Source organism: Micromonospora sp. D93, assembly GCF_018070365.1.
In the GTDB taxonomy this organism is placed as follows: Bacteria; Actinomycetota; Actinomycetes; order Mycobacteriales; family Micromonosporaceae; genus Micromonospora; species Micromonospora ureilytica.
In genome coordinates this window covers 156576-173584 of record NZ_JAGPXW010000007.1, presented here as the reverse complement: position 1 = coordinate 173584, position 17009 = coordinate 156576, and the positions used below count along the sequence as shown (strand labels likewise).

Genomic DNA, 17009 nt, shown 5'->3' with positions numbered 1-17009 from the left:
CGAGAGTCAGATCCTCGTACGGCGGGCCCGCACCGGGGATGTGCGGGGCATCCGGCGACTCGTCGACACCTACACCGACGACCGGCGGCTGTTGAGCAAGGCCACCGTCACCCTCTTCGAGGACGTGCAGGAGTTCCGGGTCGCGGTCCGGGCCGAGGACGACGTGGTGGTGGGCTGCGGCGCGCTGCACGTCATGTGGGAGGACCTGGCCGAGATCCGTACGGTGGCCGTGGACCCGTCCTGCCGGGGCCGGCGGATCGGTCACCAACTGGTCGCTGAGTTGATCGACGCGGCCCGGGAGTTGGGTGTGGCGCGGATCTTCGTGCTCACCTTCGAGACCCGGTTCTTCGGCTCGTTCGGCTTCCGTGAGATCGACGGCGCTCCGGTGCCGCAGCCCGTCTACGAGCAGCTGCTGCGCTCGTACGACGAGGGTGTCGCGGAGTTCCTGGACCTGGAGCGGGTCAAGCCGAACACGCTTGGCAACACCCGGATGCTGCTGCGGCTCTGATCAGCCCTTGCGGGGGTGGGCGGCGAAGAACTCCCACCTGACCGTGCTCGGCGCGGAGCTGTTGGGTGCCGGTCGTCCTGTTGAGCGTGATGCCCCTGAGGCATTTTGATGCCTGGTAGTCATCGGGCTCAGTAGGGCGACCGGGCCCGCCAGGCTGGCTGCCGCCTGCTCGGCCCACCAGGCGGGCACCGCCGGTGCGCTGTCGTAGGGTAGCGGGGTGACGACGCGTGTGGCGGCCATCGACTGCGGGACCAACTCGATCCGACTGCTGGTCGCCGACCTGCCCGACGCCTCGACCGGGCCGCAGGCGCCGCTGATCGACCTGCTCCGGCGGATGGAGATCGTCCGGCTGGGGCAGGGCGTGGACCGCACCGGCCGACTGGCGCCGGAGGCGATCGAGCGAACCCGGGTCGCGTTGGCGTCGTACGCCGCCGACATCGAGAAGCTGGGTGCGCAGCGCGTACGGATGTGTGCCACCTCGGCCTCCCGGGATGCCACGAACGCCGCCGACTTCACCGAGATGGTGCGGGCCACCCTCGGTGTCGCGCCCGAGGTGGTCAGCGGCGACGAGGAGGCCCGGCTGTCGTTCACCGGCGCGGTGCGCGGGCTGCCCGCCGACGCGAAGGAGCCCTTCCTGGTCGTCGACATCGGTGGTGGCTCCACCGAGTTCGTGGTCGGTGACCGGGCCGCCGGGGTGCGGTCGGCGATCTCGGTGGACATCGGCTGCGTCCGGATGACCGAGCGGCACCTGCCCGGCGACCCGCCGACGTCCGAGCAGGTCGCGGCGGCGCAGGCCGACATCGCGGCAGTGGTGGACCGGGCGCTCGCCGTGGTGCCCGGTCGCGAGGCGGCCACCCTGGTCGGCCTCGCCGGGTCGGTCACCACAGTGGTCGCTCTCGCGCACGGCCTGCGGGAGTACGACCCGGAGCGCATCCACCACGCCCGGGTGTCGTACGAGGAGGTCGCCCGGGTGACCGCGGAGCTGCTGGGTCAGACCCGTGCGCAGCGGTTGGCGAACCCGGTGATGCACCCGGGCCGAGCCGACGTGATCGGCGCGGGAGCGCTGGTGCTTCGCGTGATCATGGAGCGGGCCGGGATGCCGTCGGTGGTCGCGTCGGAGCACGACATCCTCGACGGCATCGCCTGGAGTCTCCAGCCAGCCACGGCCTGTTAGCAGGCTTGATCAACTCGCCTGTCGGGCGTGATCGTTGACGCTACTGCGCATTACGCAGTAGTGTGCATTGCGTGGACACCACACAGTTGCTGAAGGGCGTGCTCGATCTAGCCGTCCTGGCCGTGCTCCGAGAGGAGGACGGTTACGGTTACGACATCCTGCGCCGGCTTCGCGAGGCCGGCTTGGAGGAGGTCGGTGACGCCTCGGTCTACGGGACGCTGCGCCGCCTCTTCGCCGCCGGCCTGCTCACCACCTACGTCGTTCCGAGCGAATCCGGGCCGCACCGCAAGTACTACTCACTCAACGCCGCGGGGCGCGACCAGCTGACCCGCTCCGGCAAGCTCTGGCGCTCGTTCGCCACCACCATGGACACTCTGCTCGACGATCGGGGGCTGGCGGCATGACCGTCACGGAGCAGGAGATCACCGACTACGTGGCGAGGGTCCGGGCCGCTCTGGCCGACCTGCCGACCACGCAACGCGACGAGCTGACCGAGGACCTGGCCGACCACCTCACCGAGGTCGCCGCCGAGTCCGAGGGCACCCTGGTCGAGCGGCTGGGCGAGCCCGAGACGTACGCTGCCGAGCTGCGCGCCGCGGCCGGCGCCGCGCCGGGCAGCGGGCGCAACCTCGACCAGCGGGTGGCGAGCGCGATGGCAGGGGTCCGCGGCCGGCTGCGCGCGATGGACACCCGTCTCGGCCCACCCCTGGGGTACGCGACGGCCAGCGACTTCCTCCGACTGCTGCGCCCGGCCTGGTGGGTGCTGCGCGGCTATCTGGCGGCGATGCTGGTCACGGTGGTCACCACCGGTGGCGAATTCGGGCCGCTACCGAGGCTCGGCGGTGAGCTGCTCGCCGGCCTGATCATGCTGATCGGCTTCGTGCTCGGCTCCATCTGGATCGGTCGCCGTTCGGCCCAGCTGACCCGCTGGCCGCGCTCGGTCGTGCAGGTGAGCAGCGCGGTGCTTGTGGTCTTCGCGCTCGCCGCACTCGTGCAGGCCGAGGACCGGATGCGCTACGGCGACTACGGCTACGACCAGACCTCGGTCGACAGCCAGTACGACAGGGTCCGGGACGTCTTCGTCTACGACAGCGAGGGCCGCCTGGTGGAGAACGCCCGGCTCTTCGACCAGAACGGCAATCCGATCCGGCTCGGCTACCCGGACTGCTTGGACGGCGCTTACAAGGATTCGACACTGCGGGCGTATCCGTACTGCCCGGAGCAGGCCCCCTTCGTGCCCCGCGCACCGGGCGCGCCCCTCCCACCCACGCCACCGAGCGGTACGCCGGACCCGACCAGCACGCCGGACCCGAGCGGAACACCCGAGCCGACTGGAACGCCGCTGCCGACCGGTACGGTCACCGGCCTGCCGCCGAGCGAAACGCCAACCCCCACCCCGACCCGCTGAGGGGTGTGAACTGGATCATGCGGGTGTGGCTGGGAAATAGCTGAACGGACGAGGCGAGCGGGACGGCACCGGAAATCAATGATCGTTACGGTGTCGTCTGCTCATCCACCCCTCGGAAGGAACCCCCGTGCCAGAGCAGGTCGCACCGCCCCCCGCGCCCGACGCCGAAACCCCTGAGCCGGTCGTCGAGACGCCGCAGGCGGCCGTGCCGCAGCAGGCCAAGCCGGAGTCGGCCAAGGAAGCGCCGCAGGCGGCCGCACCGGAGTCGGCCGAGTCACAGCCGGCCGTCGAGACGCCGTCGGCGGCCGAGCCGAAGGCGGAGAAGTCCGGTTCGAAGAAGGCCCTCGGCATCATCGGTGCGGTCCTCGCCATCGTCGTCATCGCCGGCCTGAAGTTCGGCGTCGCCTCGGCGATCGGCAACTTCTTCAACAAGGACGAGACCGCGGACGCCAAGACCGGCGACTGCATCGCCGAACTGCCCGAGGTCACCGGCACCGAGCAGGAGGAGGTCGACGGCGCCAAGGTCGTCGAGTGCACCTCCACCGACGCGGCGTACAACGTGGTCGGTCGGGTGGACGGCCAGAGCGAGGCTCAGGCCAAGGCCGACACCACCTGCACCCAGTACTTCAAGGAGGGCGAGGAGGGGTACATCTTCTCCAGCATCGAGCCGGGCAAGACGGGCTATGTGCTCTGCCTGACCAAGAAGGTCTGACCGGGCGGTAGATCGGTATCGACGGCGGCGGGAGCGAACCCCGCCGCCGTCGGCGTACCCGGAGTCACCAGGGGGCGAACAGGAGGTGAATGCCACTGTTCCGGCGTCTTCCCGACGGCCCCCGCGGCGTGGCAGGCTACCGGCACGTAGGACCACTGGGCGACCAGCCAACGATGACTGACCGCTAGGAGGACGGCCCATGGGCGAAATGGTGAGCTACCGCGGCAACGGGGGCACGAGCGAGGGGTATCTCGCGATACCCGCCAGCGGCACGGCCAGCCCCGCCGTCATCGTCATTCAGGAATGGTGGGGTCTGGTCCCGCACATCCGGTCGGTGGCGGACCGGTTCGCCGAGGCCGGTTTCGTGGCCCTCGCCCCGGACTTCTACCACGGCGAGACAACCAGTGAGCCGGACGAGGCGCAGCGGCTCCTGCTGGCGATGCGGATGGACGAGGCGGCGAAGGACATCGCCGGAGCGGCCGACTATCTCGCCGGGCGGCCCGAGGTCACCGGTAAGGTCGGTGCCGTGGGCTTCTCCGCCGGTGGCAGCCTCGCCCTCTGGTCGGCCACCATCTCCGAGCGGATCGTCGCCACCGCCGCTTTCTATCCGGTGCTGCCCTGGGAGTCGATGCGCCCAGACTGGGCCGACTACGCCGGCAAGGCAGCGGTCATCCACTGCTCCGAAGAGGACGGCACGTCGGCCGACGAGGGCGTACAAACCGCTCGCCGGGCCATCGAGGGGGCCGGCGGCGACTGCCACCTCTACGACTACCCGGGCACCTCGCACGCCTTCTTCAACGACGACCGGCCGGAGGCATTCGACCAGCGTGCCGCCGCCAGCGCCTGGGCCCGCACCCTGGAACTCTTCCGGGCCAAGCTTGGCTGAGACGCGTACCCCCGAACAGGTGGTCGCCCGCGCAGCGCGGGCGACCGACCTGGCCGACCTCGACGCGGCGGTGAGTGACTGTTTCGCCTGCCCACGGTTGGTCCAGTGGCGGGAGGAGGTCGCCCGCAGCCGCCGGGCCGCCTTCCGCGACCAGGAGTACTGGGGACGACCGGTGCCGGGCTTCGGCACCGGCGACGCGCGGATCGCCATCCTCGGGCTGGCGCCGCCGCGCACGGCGGCAACCGCACCGGCCGGATCTTCACCGGCGACCGGTCGGGTGACGTGCTGTTCGCCGCGCTGCACCGGGCCGGGCTGGCCAACCAGCCCACCAGCGTCGCCGCCGACGACGGGCTCACAGTGCGGGACCTACGGATCTTCTCGGCCGTCAGGTGTGCGCCTCCGGACAACAAGCCGACCCCTGTGGAACGGGACACCTGCGCACCCTGGCTGCACCGTGAGGTCACGCTGATCCGGCCCACGCTGCGGGTCGTGGTCGCGCTCGGCGCGTTCGCCTGGGCCGCGTGGTGGCCGGTGCTCCGAGCGGTGTACGGGCAGCGCCCGCCCAGCCCGCGACCGGCGTTCGGTCATGGGGCACACTGGTCCGGCACGGACGCTCCGGACTTGCTGGGCTGCTACCACGTCAGTCAGCAGAACACCTTCACCGGGCGGTTGACACCAGTGATGTTGGACGACGTCTTCGGCCAGGCTAAACAGCTGGCCGGAGTGGACTGAGACGACGCGTGGGGTGGTGGCGATGACAGACGGAACACGCCCGCCCACGCCGGTACCATCCGCCGAGCCGGGTGTGCTGCCTCCGGTGCTCGGCCTGCTCCGCCGGTGGTGGCCGGTCGGCACGGTCGCCGTCCTGCTCGCCGGTGCCGCGCTGGCGTCCGCTCACTCGTCGATCGGGGCCAGCCGGATCCCGCCGGCCGCGGACAACGTTCCCTGGGTTCCCGAGTACCCGACCGTCGAGCCGTCACCGTCCATCCCGATCGAGCCACGCGACGCCGCCGAGGCCACCCAGGCCCACATCCCGCAGTGGGTCGGCACGGCGGCGGTGGTCCTCCTCGGGCTGGCCATCCTCGCCGCACTCGGCTACCTCAGTTGGATCCTGATCCGAGGTGCGCTGCGCCGCACCACCCGGGCACTACCGGCGCAGCGGGCCCGTCGTACCGCCGAGGGCACCGCCCGCGAGGTGGTCGCCGCTCTCGACGCCGGCCTCGTGGAGCTCGACGACCGGGACACCGACCCCCGGGTGGCGGTGATCGCCTGCTGGGTGCGCCTGGAGGAGACCGCCGCCGCGGCCGGTGTGCCGAGGCTCGCCGGCGACACCCCCACCGACCTGGTCAGCCGGCTGTTGCAGGGCGACCCGGCGGCGGGCGTGCCGGCCATCGCCAGCACCGACGTGCTGGCCGAGTTCGCGCACGTCTACCGGGAGGCCCGGTATGCCACCCACCCGGTTGGCGAACGCACCCGCGACCAGGCCCGCGCCGCGCTCGGCCGGCTGCGCGGAGAGCTCACCGCGGTGGTGACCTCATGAGCAGCACCAGCATCGACGATCTGCTCGCGTTCGAGGAGGAGGGGGCGCCGGCCGGTCCGAAGGCGCGCGACTCCCGGTGGCGTCCGGTGCTGCGCTCGCTCGCGTGGGCAGCCGCGCTGGTCGCGGTCCTGCTCGTCGGCCTGCGCGCGGTGGGCCTCCAGGTCTCGCTGCCCGTGCTGATCGCCGGGGTGCTCTCCGTGCTGGCGGTGCGCCGGGTCACCGCCCTGCTCGCGCCGCCACCACCGCCGCCGCCGGCTCGCCAGGCCGGCGCGGGCGAGGAGGACGGCAGCTACAACTGGGATGCCCGGGACGCGCTGCGTGGCGCGATCAACCAGTGGGAACGCCCCCTGGACTGGTCCTCGAACCGAACCGAACGTTTCACCGAGGTGGTCCTGCCCCGGATCGGTGAACTGGCCGACGAGCGGATGCGTCTGAAACACGGCGTCACCCGTGAGTCGGATCCCGCCCGCGCTCGTGCCCTGCTGGGTGAGCGCCTGTGGACGTTCCTGGAGACCCCGCCTCGCCGCACCCCGTCGCCGCGCGACCTCGCGGTGATCGTCGCCGAACTGGAGAGTGTTTGATGAACGACGTGGACCGGAGCATTGCCCCCGCCGAGGTCGGGCACCTGGCTCGGGCGGTCCTGGACGCGGTCGGCACCGTCGTCGTCGGCAAACGGGACGCGTTGGAGCTGGTCCTCGCCGGCATCCTCGCGGGCGGGCACGTGCTCCTGGAGGACCTGCCGGGGCTCGGTAAGACGCTCACCGCCCGCTCGTTCGCCCAGGCCCTCGGGTTGGATTTCCGTCGGTTGCAGTTCACCCCCGACCTGCTTCCCGCCGATGTCACCGGCTCGTTCCTGTACGACCAGCGCAACGGCGACTTCACCTTCCGAGCCGGCCCGGTCTTCACCAACCTGCTCCTCGCCGACGAGATCAACCGGACGCCGCCGAAGACCCAGTCCGCGTTGCTGGAGGCGATGCAGGAGAAGCAGGTCTCGGTGGAGGGTGTGACCTACAAGCTGGACGAGCCGTTCCACGTGCTGGCCACCGCCAACCCCATCGAGTACGAGGGCACCTACCCGCTGCCCGAGGCGCAGCTGGACCGGTTCCTCCTGCGGGTCTCGTTCGGTTACCCGCAGCACGAGGAGGAGTGGGAGGTGCTGCGCCGTCGGATGAGCCGTCGCCGGGAGGAGGCGGACATCAAGCCGGTGGTCGACGCGGCGACGCTGCGGGCCATGCAGGCCGCCCTGGAGGACGTGGTGGTGGAGGACTCCATCGGCCGCTACATCGTGTCGCTCACCGCGGCCACCCGGGAGCACCCGTCGGTGCTGGTCGGCGCCTCGCCGCGCGGTTCGCTGGCGCTGCTGCTGCTGGCCCGCGTCCGCGCGGTGTTCGGCGGACGGGACTACGTGGTGCCGGAGGACGTCAAGTCGGTGGCGGCGCCCGCTCTGGCGCACCGGATCACCCTGCGCCCGGAGATGTGGTTGCGCCGGGTCGATCCGGCGTTCGTGGTGAGCGAGGTGCTGGAGGCGACTCCCGCCCCGGCAAGTGGCGCGCTGCCCAGCTACGCCGCCGGCGGGCCCCGGCACTGATGACCGGACCGACAGTGCCGAGGGCCACCGAAGCGGAACCGGCTGCCGGCTGGGCGCCCACCCCGGCGCTCGGCCGCGCGGTGCTGCTCGCCGGCCTGCTGCTGGTGGCCGGCGTGCTGCTGGGTCGGGTGGACCTGATCGTGCTCGCCGCCCCGTTCGCGCTGGGCACTGCGTACGCGCTGCGCCGACGGCCCACGGCGCTGCCGCAGGTGTGGATCAGCCAGGGTGACGACGGGCCGCTGGTCGAGGGTGGTGACGTGACGGCGGCGGTGAGCGTCGGCAACCCGGACACTGTCGACTACGACCTGGTGGTGATGCGTTCCCGAGTGTCGCCGTGGTTGCGGATCGACCGGGCCGGCTTCGCCAGTGACGAGGCCGTCGACGACGGGGAGCCGAACGCCGTCCCGGCGACAGGTGCGACGGCGCAGGGCAACGGCGGGCGCCGTTCCGCCGCGGACCGGCCGTTCGTGACCTCGGTGCCGATCGGTGCCGCGGTGGACCTGGAGTTGGCCGGCAGGGCCCTGCGCTGGGGCCGGCATCCGATCGGCCCCGCCGGTGCCCGGGTCGCCACGGCGGGCGGTCTGCTGGTCTCCCGAGCGGTGATCACCGAGCCGGTCCGGCTGCGGGTGTACCCGCGTACCGAGCCGTTCGAGGCGGTCGAGGCGATGCCCCGCGCCGCCGGCCTGGTCGGGGCGCACCACTCCCGCCGACCCGGAGAGGGCGGCGAGTTGGCCGGCGTACGCGTCTTCGCCCCCGGGGACCGGCTGCGCCGGATCGACTGGCGGGTCTCGTTGCGGGCCCGGCAGCTGCACGTGGCCGCCACCCTGTCCGACCGCGACGCCGAGGTGGTGGTGTTGCTCGACGTGCTCGCCGAGGCGGGCCGCTCCGGTGGGGTGGGTGGCGCTGCCTCGGTGCTGGACACCACAGTCCGGGCCACCGCCGCGATCGCCGAGCACTACCTGCATCGTGGCGACCGGGTCTCCCTGCTGGAGTACGGGCCGGCCGCCCGCCGGCTCCGGCCGGCCGCTGGGCGGCGGCAGTACCTGACCGTCCTGGAGTGGCTGCTCGACGTCCGGGTCCACGCGTCCGCGCACGAGCCGTACGACCAGGTTTTCGGCCCGCAGTTGCTCTCCTCGGACGCGTTGGTGGTGGTGCTCACCCCGCTGCTTGACGAACGGTCGGCGCAGATGCTCGCCCGGTTGGCCCGCGGCGGGCGGTTCGTGGTGGCTGTCGACACGTTGCCGACCGACCTGGCGTCGCCGAAGGACCGGGGTTGGGCCGAGGTGGCGTACGGACTGTGGCGCCTGGATCGGGAGGTCATGATCGGGCAGCTCCGGGAGCACGGCGTACCGGTGGTGCGCTGGGCCGGCGCCGGCAGCCTGGACCTGGTGCTGCGGGACGTGGCCAGGTTGGCGACGGCCCCACGGGTGGGTGGCCGGTGAGCGCGAGGAGTGAGCTTGCGAGCCCCGCAGTCGCGAACGAAAGGCGGGCCCGGTGAGCGCGAGGAGTGAGCTTGCGAGCCCCGCAGTCGCGAACGAAAGGCGGGCCCGGTGAACGCCGTCGTGGAGCGGGTTCGGGCGGCGCAGTACGCCGTTGCCCGCATCAGCGCGGCCCCGCTGTTGGTTCGGGCCACGATCTTCGTCGTCGTGTTTGCCGGGTTCGCGCTGGCGTTCCCCGCGGAGGTGCTTTCCGGTCGGCCGATCCTCTTCCTGGCGGTGGCGGCCCTGTTGCCCGCGTTCGGGCCGCGCCGGCTCTGGGCGACGTTCACGGCGTTGGTCACGGTCGGCGGTTGGCTGCTCGCCACCGACGGGTACGGCCGTCCGGTCGCCCTGTGGCGGCTGCTCGCCGTCGCGGCCCTGCTCTATCTGGGTCACACCCTCTGCGCGCTGGCCGCGCTGTTGCCCTACGACGCGGTGGTGGACCCCGAGTTGATCACCCGTTGGTTGCTGCGGTCGGCCGCCGTGCTGTTGGGTGCCGCCGTGCTCGGTGTCGTGTTGTTGCAGGCGGCGGGGGCGGGCGGCGGGGCCGGACACCAGTGGGTGACGGTGCTGGGGCTGCTGGTGGCGGTGGGGACGGCAGCGTTGCTGGGGTGGCTGCTGCGACGTCGGTGACAAGTGCGACCAGAGGGTTACGCAGGTCACACGGGTTGTGCTCCGTCACAGATGGGGGCCGCGAGCGGGATTACCTGAGCCGGCCGGGGAAAGATAGACAACGTGAATCCGAAGCGGATCCTTGTGGTGGGTGCCGGGCACGTCGGTCTGTACGCGGCGCTGCGCCTGTCGAAGAAGCTCAGCTCCCGTGAGGCTGAGGTCATGGTGGTGGATCCCCAGCCGCACATGACCTACCAGCCGTTCCTGCCCGAGGCGGCGGCGGGCAACATCTCCCCGCGGCACTCCGTGGTGCCTCTGCGGCGCGAGTTGCGCAAGTGCAAGATGGTGGCCGGCACGGTCACGCGCATCGAGCACGCCCGCAAGGTGGCCACCGTGCAGCCGATCAGCGGCCCGGCCCGGGAGATCACCTACGACCACGTGATCGTGGCCCCGGGTTCGGTCTCCCGCACCCTGCCGATCCCCGGCCTGCACGAGCAGGGCATCGGGTTCAAGACCATCGGCGAGGCGATCTACCTGCGCAACCACGTGCTGGATCGGCTCGACGTGGCGGCCGCCACGCCGGATCCGGACGTCCGCCGTTCGGCGCTGACCTTCACCTTCGTCGGCGGTGGGTACGCCGGCATCGAGGCGCTCGCCGAGATGGAGGACATGGCTCGCGACGCCCTGCGTTACTACCCGGAGCTCAAGCAGGACGAGGTCCGCTGGGTGCTGGTCGAGGCCACCCAGCGGGTGCTGCCCGAGGTCGACCGGGACATGGGCGCCTACACCGTGCAGCAGCTGATGAAGCGGAACATGGACATCCGGCTGGACACCCGGCTCGAGTCCTGCGTCGACGGGGTGGTCAAGCTCTCCGACGGTGACAGCTTCCGCTCCGACACGATCGTCTGGACGGCCGGTGTGAAGCCGTCGCCGATGCTGGACGCGACCGACTTCCCGCGCGACGACCGTCGGCGGATCACCTGCCTGCCCACGCTCCAGGTGGTCGACGGCGACCGGGTGGTCGAGGGTGCCTGGAGCGCCGGCGACTGCGCCGCCGTGCCGGACCTGACCAAGGAGCCGGGCAACTTCTGCTCGCCGAGCGCTCAGCACGCGGTGCGCCAGGCAGCCCGGATGGCCGACAACATCACGGCCGTGATCCGGGGCCGGGAGCCGGTGAACTACAAGCACAAGCACGTCGGCAGCGTCGCGAGTCTCGGCCTGCACAAGGGCGTGGCCCAGGTGTACGGGATCAAGATGACCGGTTGGCCGGCCTGGGTGATGCACCGGACGTACCACATGAGCCGGATCCCGTCGTTCAACCGCAAGGTCCGCGTGGTGGTGGACTGGTCGTTGGCGTTCTTCCTCAAGCGTGAGGTGGTCGCCCTGGGTCAGCTGCACGACCCGCGCGAGGAGTTCGCCGAGGCATCCCAGCCGGTAGGCGCGCCCCGCGTCTGACCCCAGACCCGCTGACCCCGTCGATCTTGCACTTTCGGACGTCGTGATGCGCCTTTTGGCGCGTCTTGTCCGAGCAGTAAGTGCAAGATCGGCGGGGTTTTGGGTTGGGGCTAGCTAAACCCGCCAGGTCCAGGCGTCGGCTATTCGGGTCGCCGGGCCGTAGAGCTGTTCCAGGGTTGTGCGCAGGCTTTCCGCGTGGGGGGCGTCGTCGGTGAGCGCCACGCAGGAGGCGCCCCAGAAGTCCGCGTCGCGAGCGGCCTGGCGGCGTTGCTCGTCGCCGATTGCCGGTTGGTCGCCACGCCGGGCGACATCCGCCAGTAGCGCGGAGGTGGGCTGCTTGAAGGTACCCATCGCCGCGGTGCCGCCCCTCCCGTACGGGCCGATGAAGAAGCCTTCCGGCAGCCGGAAACCGGCGTCGGCGGCGGTCGCCCAGCGCATCGGCCAGGGCTCCTTCGGGGTGGGCAGCGGCACCGGCACCAGTACCCCTCCCGGCGGCACGCACTGCCGCCAGTGGCCGCCGGTGATGAATTCCGGCACGGGCGGGCGTACGGCGGTCGGCAGGGGGGCCGGGAAGATCGGCAGCAGCGCCACGCCGACGGCCAGTGGCACCAGCCGCCGCGCCCGACCGGAGCTGCGCAGGGCCCGGTCGACCGCGAGCACCAGCAGCGTCGCGACGATCGGCAGCAACGCCAGCGCGAACCGCATCGGCAACGCCCCGTCCACCACCGGCAGCCCTCCGATCAGGGCGTACGGGCCGGGGATCGCCGTCCGGGTGCCGCCGAGCACCACCTCCGGGCCGAGCGAGAGCGCCCCCATCACCAGACCCGCCACGACGCAGGCGAAGACCAGCCGGCGTCGCCCGGCCCATATCGCGCAGACCGCGGCGACCAGCAGCAGTGGCCAGCCGAGGAACGTGTTGTACTCGGCGGGGCCGGTGGTCAGCCGGGCGGATTCGTCGCTGCCGGCCACCGACAGTGGGGAGACCGTCCACCAACTGCTCAGGTCGGCAGAGAAGTAGGCCGGGGTGAACATTCCGTCGGCGACTCCCTGCGGCCCGGCGAACTGGAACCACAGCGGATAGCCGAGCACCAGCAGGGCGAGCCCGGCGGCGATCGCCAACCCGCCGGCGAAGCCGGGGAGCGCCCGTCGGGCCAGGTCCCGGTCCGCCACGGCGTAGCCGATCGCCATCACCAGCAGCGTGATCGCGGCGAGGAAGAGCACCTCCTCGCCGATGAAGACCTGCGCGGTGACCGCGCCGGCCAGCCCCGCCGCGGAGGTGAACTGCCGTCGACGATCCGGCCCGGTGGTTCGGGTACGGCCGGTCTCGTCGGGTGTCCCGGGCCCCGGGTCGGACGCGCGCAGCAGCCGGACCACCAACCAGACGATCACCGGCACCAGCCACTGGGCGGTCATGTGCAGGTGGCTGTTGGTCTGCGAGACCATGCCGGGCCCGAATCCGCACAGCCCGCCGCCGAGCGCGGCGGCCAGCCGGCGGGCGCCCAGCGTCCGGTGGAACAGCAGGTACCAGGCGAGAGCGGTGCCGGCGAGGTTGGCGGCGGCGAGCAGCGCGAAGGTGACCGGCGCGCCCAGCGACAGGGTGACCGGCGCGAGGAGGGCACCGAGTGCGATCACCGTGGTGTTGGCCATCAGGTTGACGCCGTCGGGAGCGTTGAGCCGGTCGGTGAGCAGATCGAAGTCGCCGAGCAGCGCGCGGGCGTCCACCGCCAGGAACCACTCGTAGAGGGTCTGGTCCTCCGGGTTGAGGGCCAGGATGCGGCCGCCCGGGTCGGGCCACAGCCCCTGGGTGAGCCAGCCGGCCAGCACCGCGAAGATCAGCGCGGCCAGCAGGTCCGCCCGGTGACGGCGGACGGCGGCCAGCAGCCGGGTGGCCCGGGGTCGGCGATTGACCCGATCGGCGAGGCGGAATGCCTGCTCGGGGGCGGCCTCGGGGGCCGTGGGGGCTGCGCTGCTCACGGCATCGACCCTAATGTGGCCAGGCCGGCGGGGTACGCCGGGTCGCCGCAGACCGGCTACGGTGACACTGCACCAGGCGTGTCGGCGCGCCGGTGCCACTCGCCCGGGTGGTGGAAAGGCAGACACGGCCGCCTTAAAAGCGGCTGCCGAAAGGCGTGCGGGTTCGACCCCCGCCCCGGGCACCGGTCCGCGCACACATTCTCACTCGTGATCTCCGGGACTTGGCTGCGCCGTCTACTCTTGGAGGGCACGTTCACGTGCAACGACCCCCTGAGGGAGGCCAGACAGTGAAGACCTCGAACCCGGTGCTCGCCCGGCTCGGCCAAGCGGCCGAGCGGGAGCGCTCCGCCGGGTACGCCCCGGCCGGGCCGTACGGACAGCCCGGCATTCCCCAGCAGTACCCGTCCCAGGCCGATTACCCGGCCGCGCCGCCGACCGTGGCGCCCATGACGATCGACGACGTCGTCGTCAAGACCGTCACTCTGCTCGGCATCCTCGGCATCACCGCCGCGGCAGCCTGGGTGCTCGTCCCCGACGCGCTGGCCGGGCCAGCCTGGATCGGCGCGGCGGTGGTCGGCCTGGTCCTCGGCTTGATCATTTCGTTCTCCCGGATGGCCAACCCGGCGCTCGTGATCGCGTACGCGGTCGTCGAGGGTGTCTTCGTCGGCATGGTCAGCAAGGCGTTCGAGACGCGCTACGACGGCATCGTGCTTCAGGCCGCCGTGGCCAGCTTCGGCATCTTCTTCCTGATGGCAATGCTCTACCGGGCGAAGGTCATCCGGGCTACCCCGGCGTTCGTCAAGGGCATGATCGCAGCGATGGTCGGCCTCTTCGCGGTCATGATGATCAACCTGGTGCTGGCGCTGTTCGGCGTCAACACGGGTCTGCGTGACGGCAGCCCGCTGGCCATCGGCTTCAGCCTGGTCTGCATCGTGGTCGCCTCGCTGAGCTTCGTGCTCAGCTTCAAGGAGATCGAGGACGGCGTCCGGATGGGCCTGCCGCAGCGCTACTCCTGGGTGGCCGCATTCGGCATCCTGGTCAGCCTGGTCTGGCTCTACATCGAGATCCTGCGCCTGCTGAGCTACTTCCAGGGCGACGACTGACCTCGTCCGCACTGCCGACCGGCGCCCGTCCCCACTCCGGTGAGGGCGGGCGCCGTCGTCCGCGCCGTTTGCCCGCCGCCGCCGGTCCGCCCGGGGCAGAGTGACTGCGAGGACCAAGCCCTTTGGGGTACGCGGGCGAAGGAGGCGGCGGTGCGCAGCAACAACCCGGTGCTCAACCGGCTGGACGAGACCGGCCGGGTGGAGGCCCGGGTGCTCGGCGCCCGTGACGTCGAGCCGATGACAGTCGACGACGTGGTGGTTCGTACCGTCGGGTTGCTGCTCGTGACCGGCGTGGCGGCGGCGGTGTCCTGGGCGGTGATCCCCGACGCCGTGTGGCTGGGCGCCGCGCTGGCCGGCAGCGCGCTCGCCTCGATCGCGCTGGTCCTGGTCATCTCGTTGCGGGGGATCACCAACCCGGTGCCGATCGTCGGCTACGCCATCCTCCAGGGCCTGCTGCTGGGGGTGGCGAGCCGCACCTTCGAGCAGGTCTACCCGGGCATCGTGGTGCAGGCGGTGGCCGGCACCTTCGGCGTCTTCCTCGGCATGGCGGCGCTCTATCGAGCCCGGGTGATCCGGGCGACGCCCCGGCTGGCCCGCCTGGTGATCGGCACCCTGCTCGGCATCGCCGTGCTCAGCGTGGTCAACCTGGTGTCGTACCTGATCACCGGGCGACCGGGCCTGGAGGTCTACAGCGTCAGCGGGGAGGTCGGCTGGCTGCCGTACGCCTTCTCGGTGGTGGCCATCATCGCCGGGGCGTTCAGCTTCATCCTCGACTTCGATCTCGTCGAGCGCTCGGTGCGGGACGGTCGAGCCCGTCGGTACGCGTGGTTGAGCGCGTTCGGCCTGCTCACCGGGTTGGTCTTCCTCTACTGGCAGCTGCTCAGGCTGCTCAGCTACCTGCGCCGCTGACCGGCCCGACCCGGCGGGGCGCGGTGTCGGCCGTAGACTCGGCGGCGATGAGCGCAGCGGAGTTGGACAAGGCCGTGCAGTTGCTGGTCCGTCAGATCGCGCACTGGCAGCAGCCGCGGTGGGCGGCGGTCGCGACCGCCGGCAACGTGTCCCGCGCCGACCTGGTGCACCGCCTGGTGCAGGAGATCGCCAACCTGGCCGCCGACGCCGAGGCGGCGCCCCGGCGGGTGGTGCCCCGGCTCGACAACGACCTGGCCCTGCCGGATCAGCTGCGGGTGGTCACTGCGGACCTGCTGGCCGCCGACCCGGGAGCCGAGGCGCTGACCCGGGCCGCCGCCGAGGTGACGGCGACCCGCAGCGCGCTCTGAGGTCAGTTCAACCGTTCGAGCACCATGGCCATGCCCTGGCCACCGCCCACGCACATGGTTTCCAGACCGATGGTCTTGTCGTGCCACTCGAGCGCGTTCAGCAGGGTGCCGGTGATCCGGGCGCCGGTCATGCCGAACGGGTGGCCGACCGCGATGGCACCGCCCATCACGTTCAGCTTCTCCTCCGGGATGCCCAGCTGGCGGTAGGACGGGATGACCTGCGCGGCGAACGCCTCGTTGATCTCGACGAGGTCGACGTCGTCGATGGTCATGCCGGCTCGGCGCAGCGCCTGCCGGGATGCCTCGACCGGCCCGAGACCCATGATCTCCGGCGAAAGGGCTGTCACACCTGTCGAGACGATCCGGGCCAGCGGGGTGAGCCCGAGTTCCTCGGCCCGCTGGGCGCTCATCACGACCACGGCTGCCGCGCCGTCGTTGAGCGGGCAGCAGTTGCCGGCGGTGATCCGGCCGTCCGGGCGGAACACCGGCTTCAGGCCGGCGACCGCGTCGAGGGTGACGCCGGCCCGGGGCCCGTCGTCGGTGCTCACCACGGTGCCGTCCGGAGTGGTGACCGGGGTGATCTCCCGGGCCCAGAAGCCGTCGGCGATGGCCTTCTCGGCGAGGTTCTGGCTGCGTACGCCGAACTCGTCCATGTCGGCGCGGGTGACGTCGTACACCTGGGCCAGGTTCTCCGCGGTCTGCCCCATGCTCAGGTAGATGTCGGGCAGCTCACCGGCGTCGCGCGGGTCGGTCCACACCTCGGCGCCGCCCTGCGCGCGGCGCTTCGAGCGCTCGTCGGCCGAGCCGAAGCGCGGGTTCTCCCAGCCGCCGCCGACCAGGGCCTGCGCCTCGGGCGGCAGCCCGTCGGAGCTGCCCCGGGCGTAGCGGGAAACCATCTCCACACCGGCGGAGACGAACACGTCGCCCTCGCCGGCACGGATGGCGTGCATCGCCATCCGGGTGGTCTGCAACGACGAGGCGCAGTAACGGGTCAGCGTGGCGCCGGGGACAGTGTCCAGACCGAGGAGGGTGGACACCACCCGGGCCATGTTGAAGCCCTGCTCACCCCCGGGCAGGCCGCATCCGAGGTAGAGGTCGTCGATCGTGGTCGGATCCAGCGCGGGGATCTTGTCCAGTGCGGCCTGGACGATTGTCGCGGCTAGGTCGTCGGAGCGGACGTCGCGCAGGGACCCCTTGTGCGCCCGGCCGATGGGGGAGCGGGCAGTGGCGACGATGACGGCGTCGCGGGACGACTCAATCGGCATGGGCCAACGTTAACCCGCCAGTAACATGA

17 protein-coding genes, 1 tRNA gene and 1 pseudogene are annotated in these 17009 nt (G+C 71.6%); 17 read left to right on the top strand and 2 right to left on the bottom strand.

What is annotated here, in order from left to right; genetic code table 11:
- Positions 1 to 10: 10 nt before the first annotated feature.
- The 13 genes and pseudogenes from KBX71_RS11625 (at position 11) to KBX71_RS11565 (ending at position 11361) form a co-directional block, all read left to right on the top strand.
- Positions 11 to 508: an amino-acid N-acetyltransferase gene (locus KBX71_RS11625; protein ID WP_210817994.1), complete on the top strand. Its 498-nt coding sequence runs from the start codon at positions 11 to 13 to the stop codon at positions 506 to 508.
- Between the two features lie 229 nt (positions 509 to 737).
- Positions 738 to 1682, top strand: coding sequence for a Ppx/GppA phosphatase family protein (locus KBX71_RS11620; RefSeq protein WP_210817993.1), 945 nt, complete (start codon positions 738 to 740; stop codon positions 1680 to 1682).
- Between the two features lie 71 nt (positions 1683 to 1753).
- Entirely contained in the window at positions 1754 to 2086 is a 333-nt protein-coding gene (locus KBX71_RS11615) for a PadR family transcriptional regulator (protein ID WP_088986312.1), read from the top strand.
- Positions 2083 to 3090: a hypothetical protein gene (locus KBX71_RS11610; RefSeq protein WP_247683296.1), complete on the top strand. Its 1008-nt coding sequence runs from the start codon at positions 2083 to 2085 to the stop codon at positions 3088 to 3090. The genes KBX71_RS11615 and KBX71_RS11610 overlap by 4 nt, the downstream gene beginning before the upstream one ends.
- A 127-nt stretch (positions 3091 to 3217) precedes the next feature.
- Positions 3218 to 3802: a hypothetical protein gene (locus tag KBX71_RS11605; RefSeq protein ID WP_307847045.1), complete on the top strand. Its 585-nt coding sequence runs from the start codon at positions 3218 to 3220 to the stop codon at positions 3800 to 3802.
- Between the two features lie 199 nt (positions 3803 to 4001).
- Positions 4002 to 4688: a dienelactone hydrolase family protein gene (locus KBX71_RS11600; protein ID WP_210817940.1), complete on the top strand. Its 687-nt coding sequence runs from the start codon at positions 4002 to 4004 to the stop codon at positions 4686 to 4688.
- Positions 4681 to 5420, top strand: a pseudogene (locus tag KBX71_RS11595) (uracil-DNA glycosylase). Before KBX71_RS11600 ends, KBX71_RS11595 begins: the two are co-directional and overlap by 8 nt.
- Positions 5421 to 5442: 22 nt before the next feature.
- Complete coding sequence (locus tag KBX71_RS11590; protein WP_210817939.1) at positions 5443 to 6228, top strand: DUF4129 domain-containing protein; 786 nt, start codon at positions 5443 to 5445, stop codon at positions 6226 to 6228.
- Positions 6225 to 6809, top strand: a complete 585-nt coding sequence (locus KBX71_RS11585; RefSeq protein WP_210817938.1) for a hypothetical protein — start codon at positions 6225 to 6227, stop codon at positions 6807 to 6809. Before KBX71_RS11590 ends, KBX71_RS11585 begins: the two co-directional genes overlap by 4 nt.
- Positions 6809 to 7816, top strand: a complete 1008-nt coding sequence (locus tag KBX71_RS11580; RefSeq protein ID WP_124818052.1) for a MoxR family ATPase — start codon at positions 6809 to 6811, stop codon at positions 7814 to 7816. The genes KBX71_RS11585 and KBX71_RS11580 overlap by 1 nt, the downstream gene beginning before the upstream one ends.
- Entirely contained in the window at positions 7816 to 9258 is a 1443-nt protein-coding gene (locus KBX71_RS11575) for a DUF58 domain-containing protein (protein WP_210817937.1), read from the top strand. Before KBX71_RS11580 ends, KBX71_RS11575 begins: the two co-directional genes overlap by 1 nt.
- A gap of 108 nt (positions 9259 to 9366) precedes the next feature.
- Positions 9367 to 9927, top strand: coding sequence for a hypothetical protein (locus tag KBX71_RS11570; RefSeq protein WP_210817936.1), 561 nt, complete (start codon positions 9367 to 9369; stop codon positions 9925 to 9927).
- Between the two features lie 102 nt (positions 9928 to 10029).
- Positions 10030 to 11361 (top strand): NAD(P)/FAD-dependent oxidoreductase, encoded by a 1332-nt coding sequence (locus KBX71_RS11565; protein ID WP_210817935.1) that lies wholly within the window; start codon positions 10030 to 10032, stop codon positions 11359 to 11361.
- Between the two features lie 114 nt (positions 11362 to 11475).
- Here the strand turns inward: KBX71_RS11565 and KBX71_RS11560 are convergent, their stop codons facing one another.
- A complete protein-coding gene (locus tag KBX71_RS11560; RefSeq protein WP_210817934.1) occupies positions 11476 to 13335 on the bottom strand; it encodes a hypothetical protein in 1860 nt (619 codons plus the stop codon).
- 101 nt (positions 13336 to 13436) lie between these two features.
- On the opposite strand from KBX71_RS11560, the gene KBX71_RS11555 reads away from it, so the two are divergent.
- The 4 genes from KBX71_RS11555 to KBX71_RS11540 all read left to right on the top strand — a co-directional run bounded on the left by KBX71_RS11555 (position 13437) and on the right by KBX71_RS11540 (position 15715).
- Positions 13437 to 13517 (top strand) — tRNA-Leu (locus KBX71_RS11555).
- A 105-nt stretch (positions 13518 to 13622) separates the two neighbouring features.
- Entirely contained in the window at positions 13623 to 14438 is an 816-nt protein-coding gene (locus tag KBX71_RS11550; protein WP_210817933.1) for a Bax inhibitor-1/YccA family protein, read from the top strand.
- Between the two features lie 150 nt (positions 14439 to 14588).
- Positions 14589 to 15347: a Bax inhibitor-1/YccA family protein gene (locus KBX71_RS11545; RefSeq protein ID WP_124818042.1), complete on the top strand. Its 759-nt coding sequence runs from the start codon at positions 14589 to 14591 to the stop codon at positions 15345 to 15347.
- Between the two features lie 47 nt (positions 15348 to 15394).
- On the top strand, positions 15395 to 15715 hold the full coding sequence (locus KBX71_RS11540; RefSeq protein WP_210817932.1) for a hypothetical protein: 321 nt from the start codon (positions 15395 to 15397) through the stop codon (positions 15713 to 15715).
- Positions 15716 to 15717: 2 nt separating this feature from the next.
- Here the strand turns inward: KBX71_RS11540 and KBX71_RS11535 are convergent, their stop codons facing one another.
- Entirely contained in the window at positions 15718 to 16980 is a 1263-nt protein-coding gene (locus KBX71_RS11535; protein WP_210817931.1) for an acetyl-CoA C-acetyltransferase, read from the bottom strand.
- Positions 16981 to 17009 lie beyond the last annotated feature (29 nt).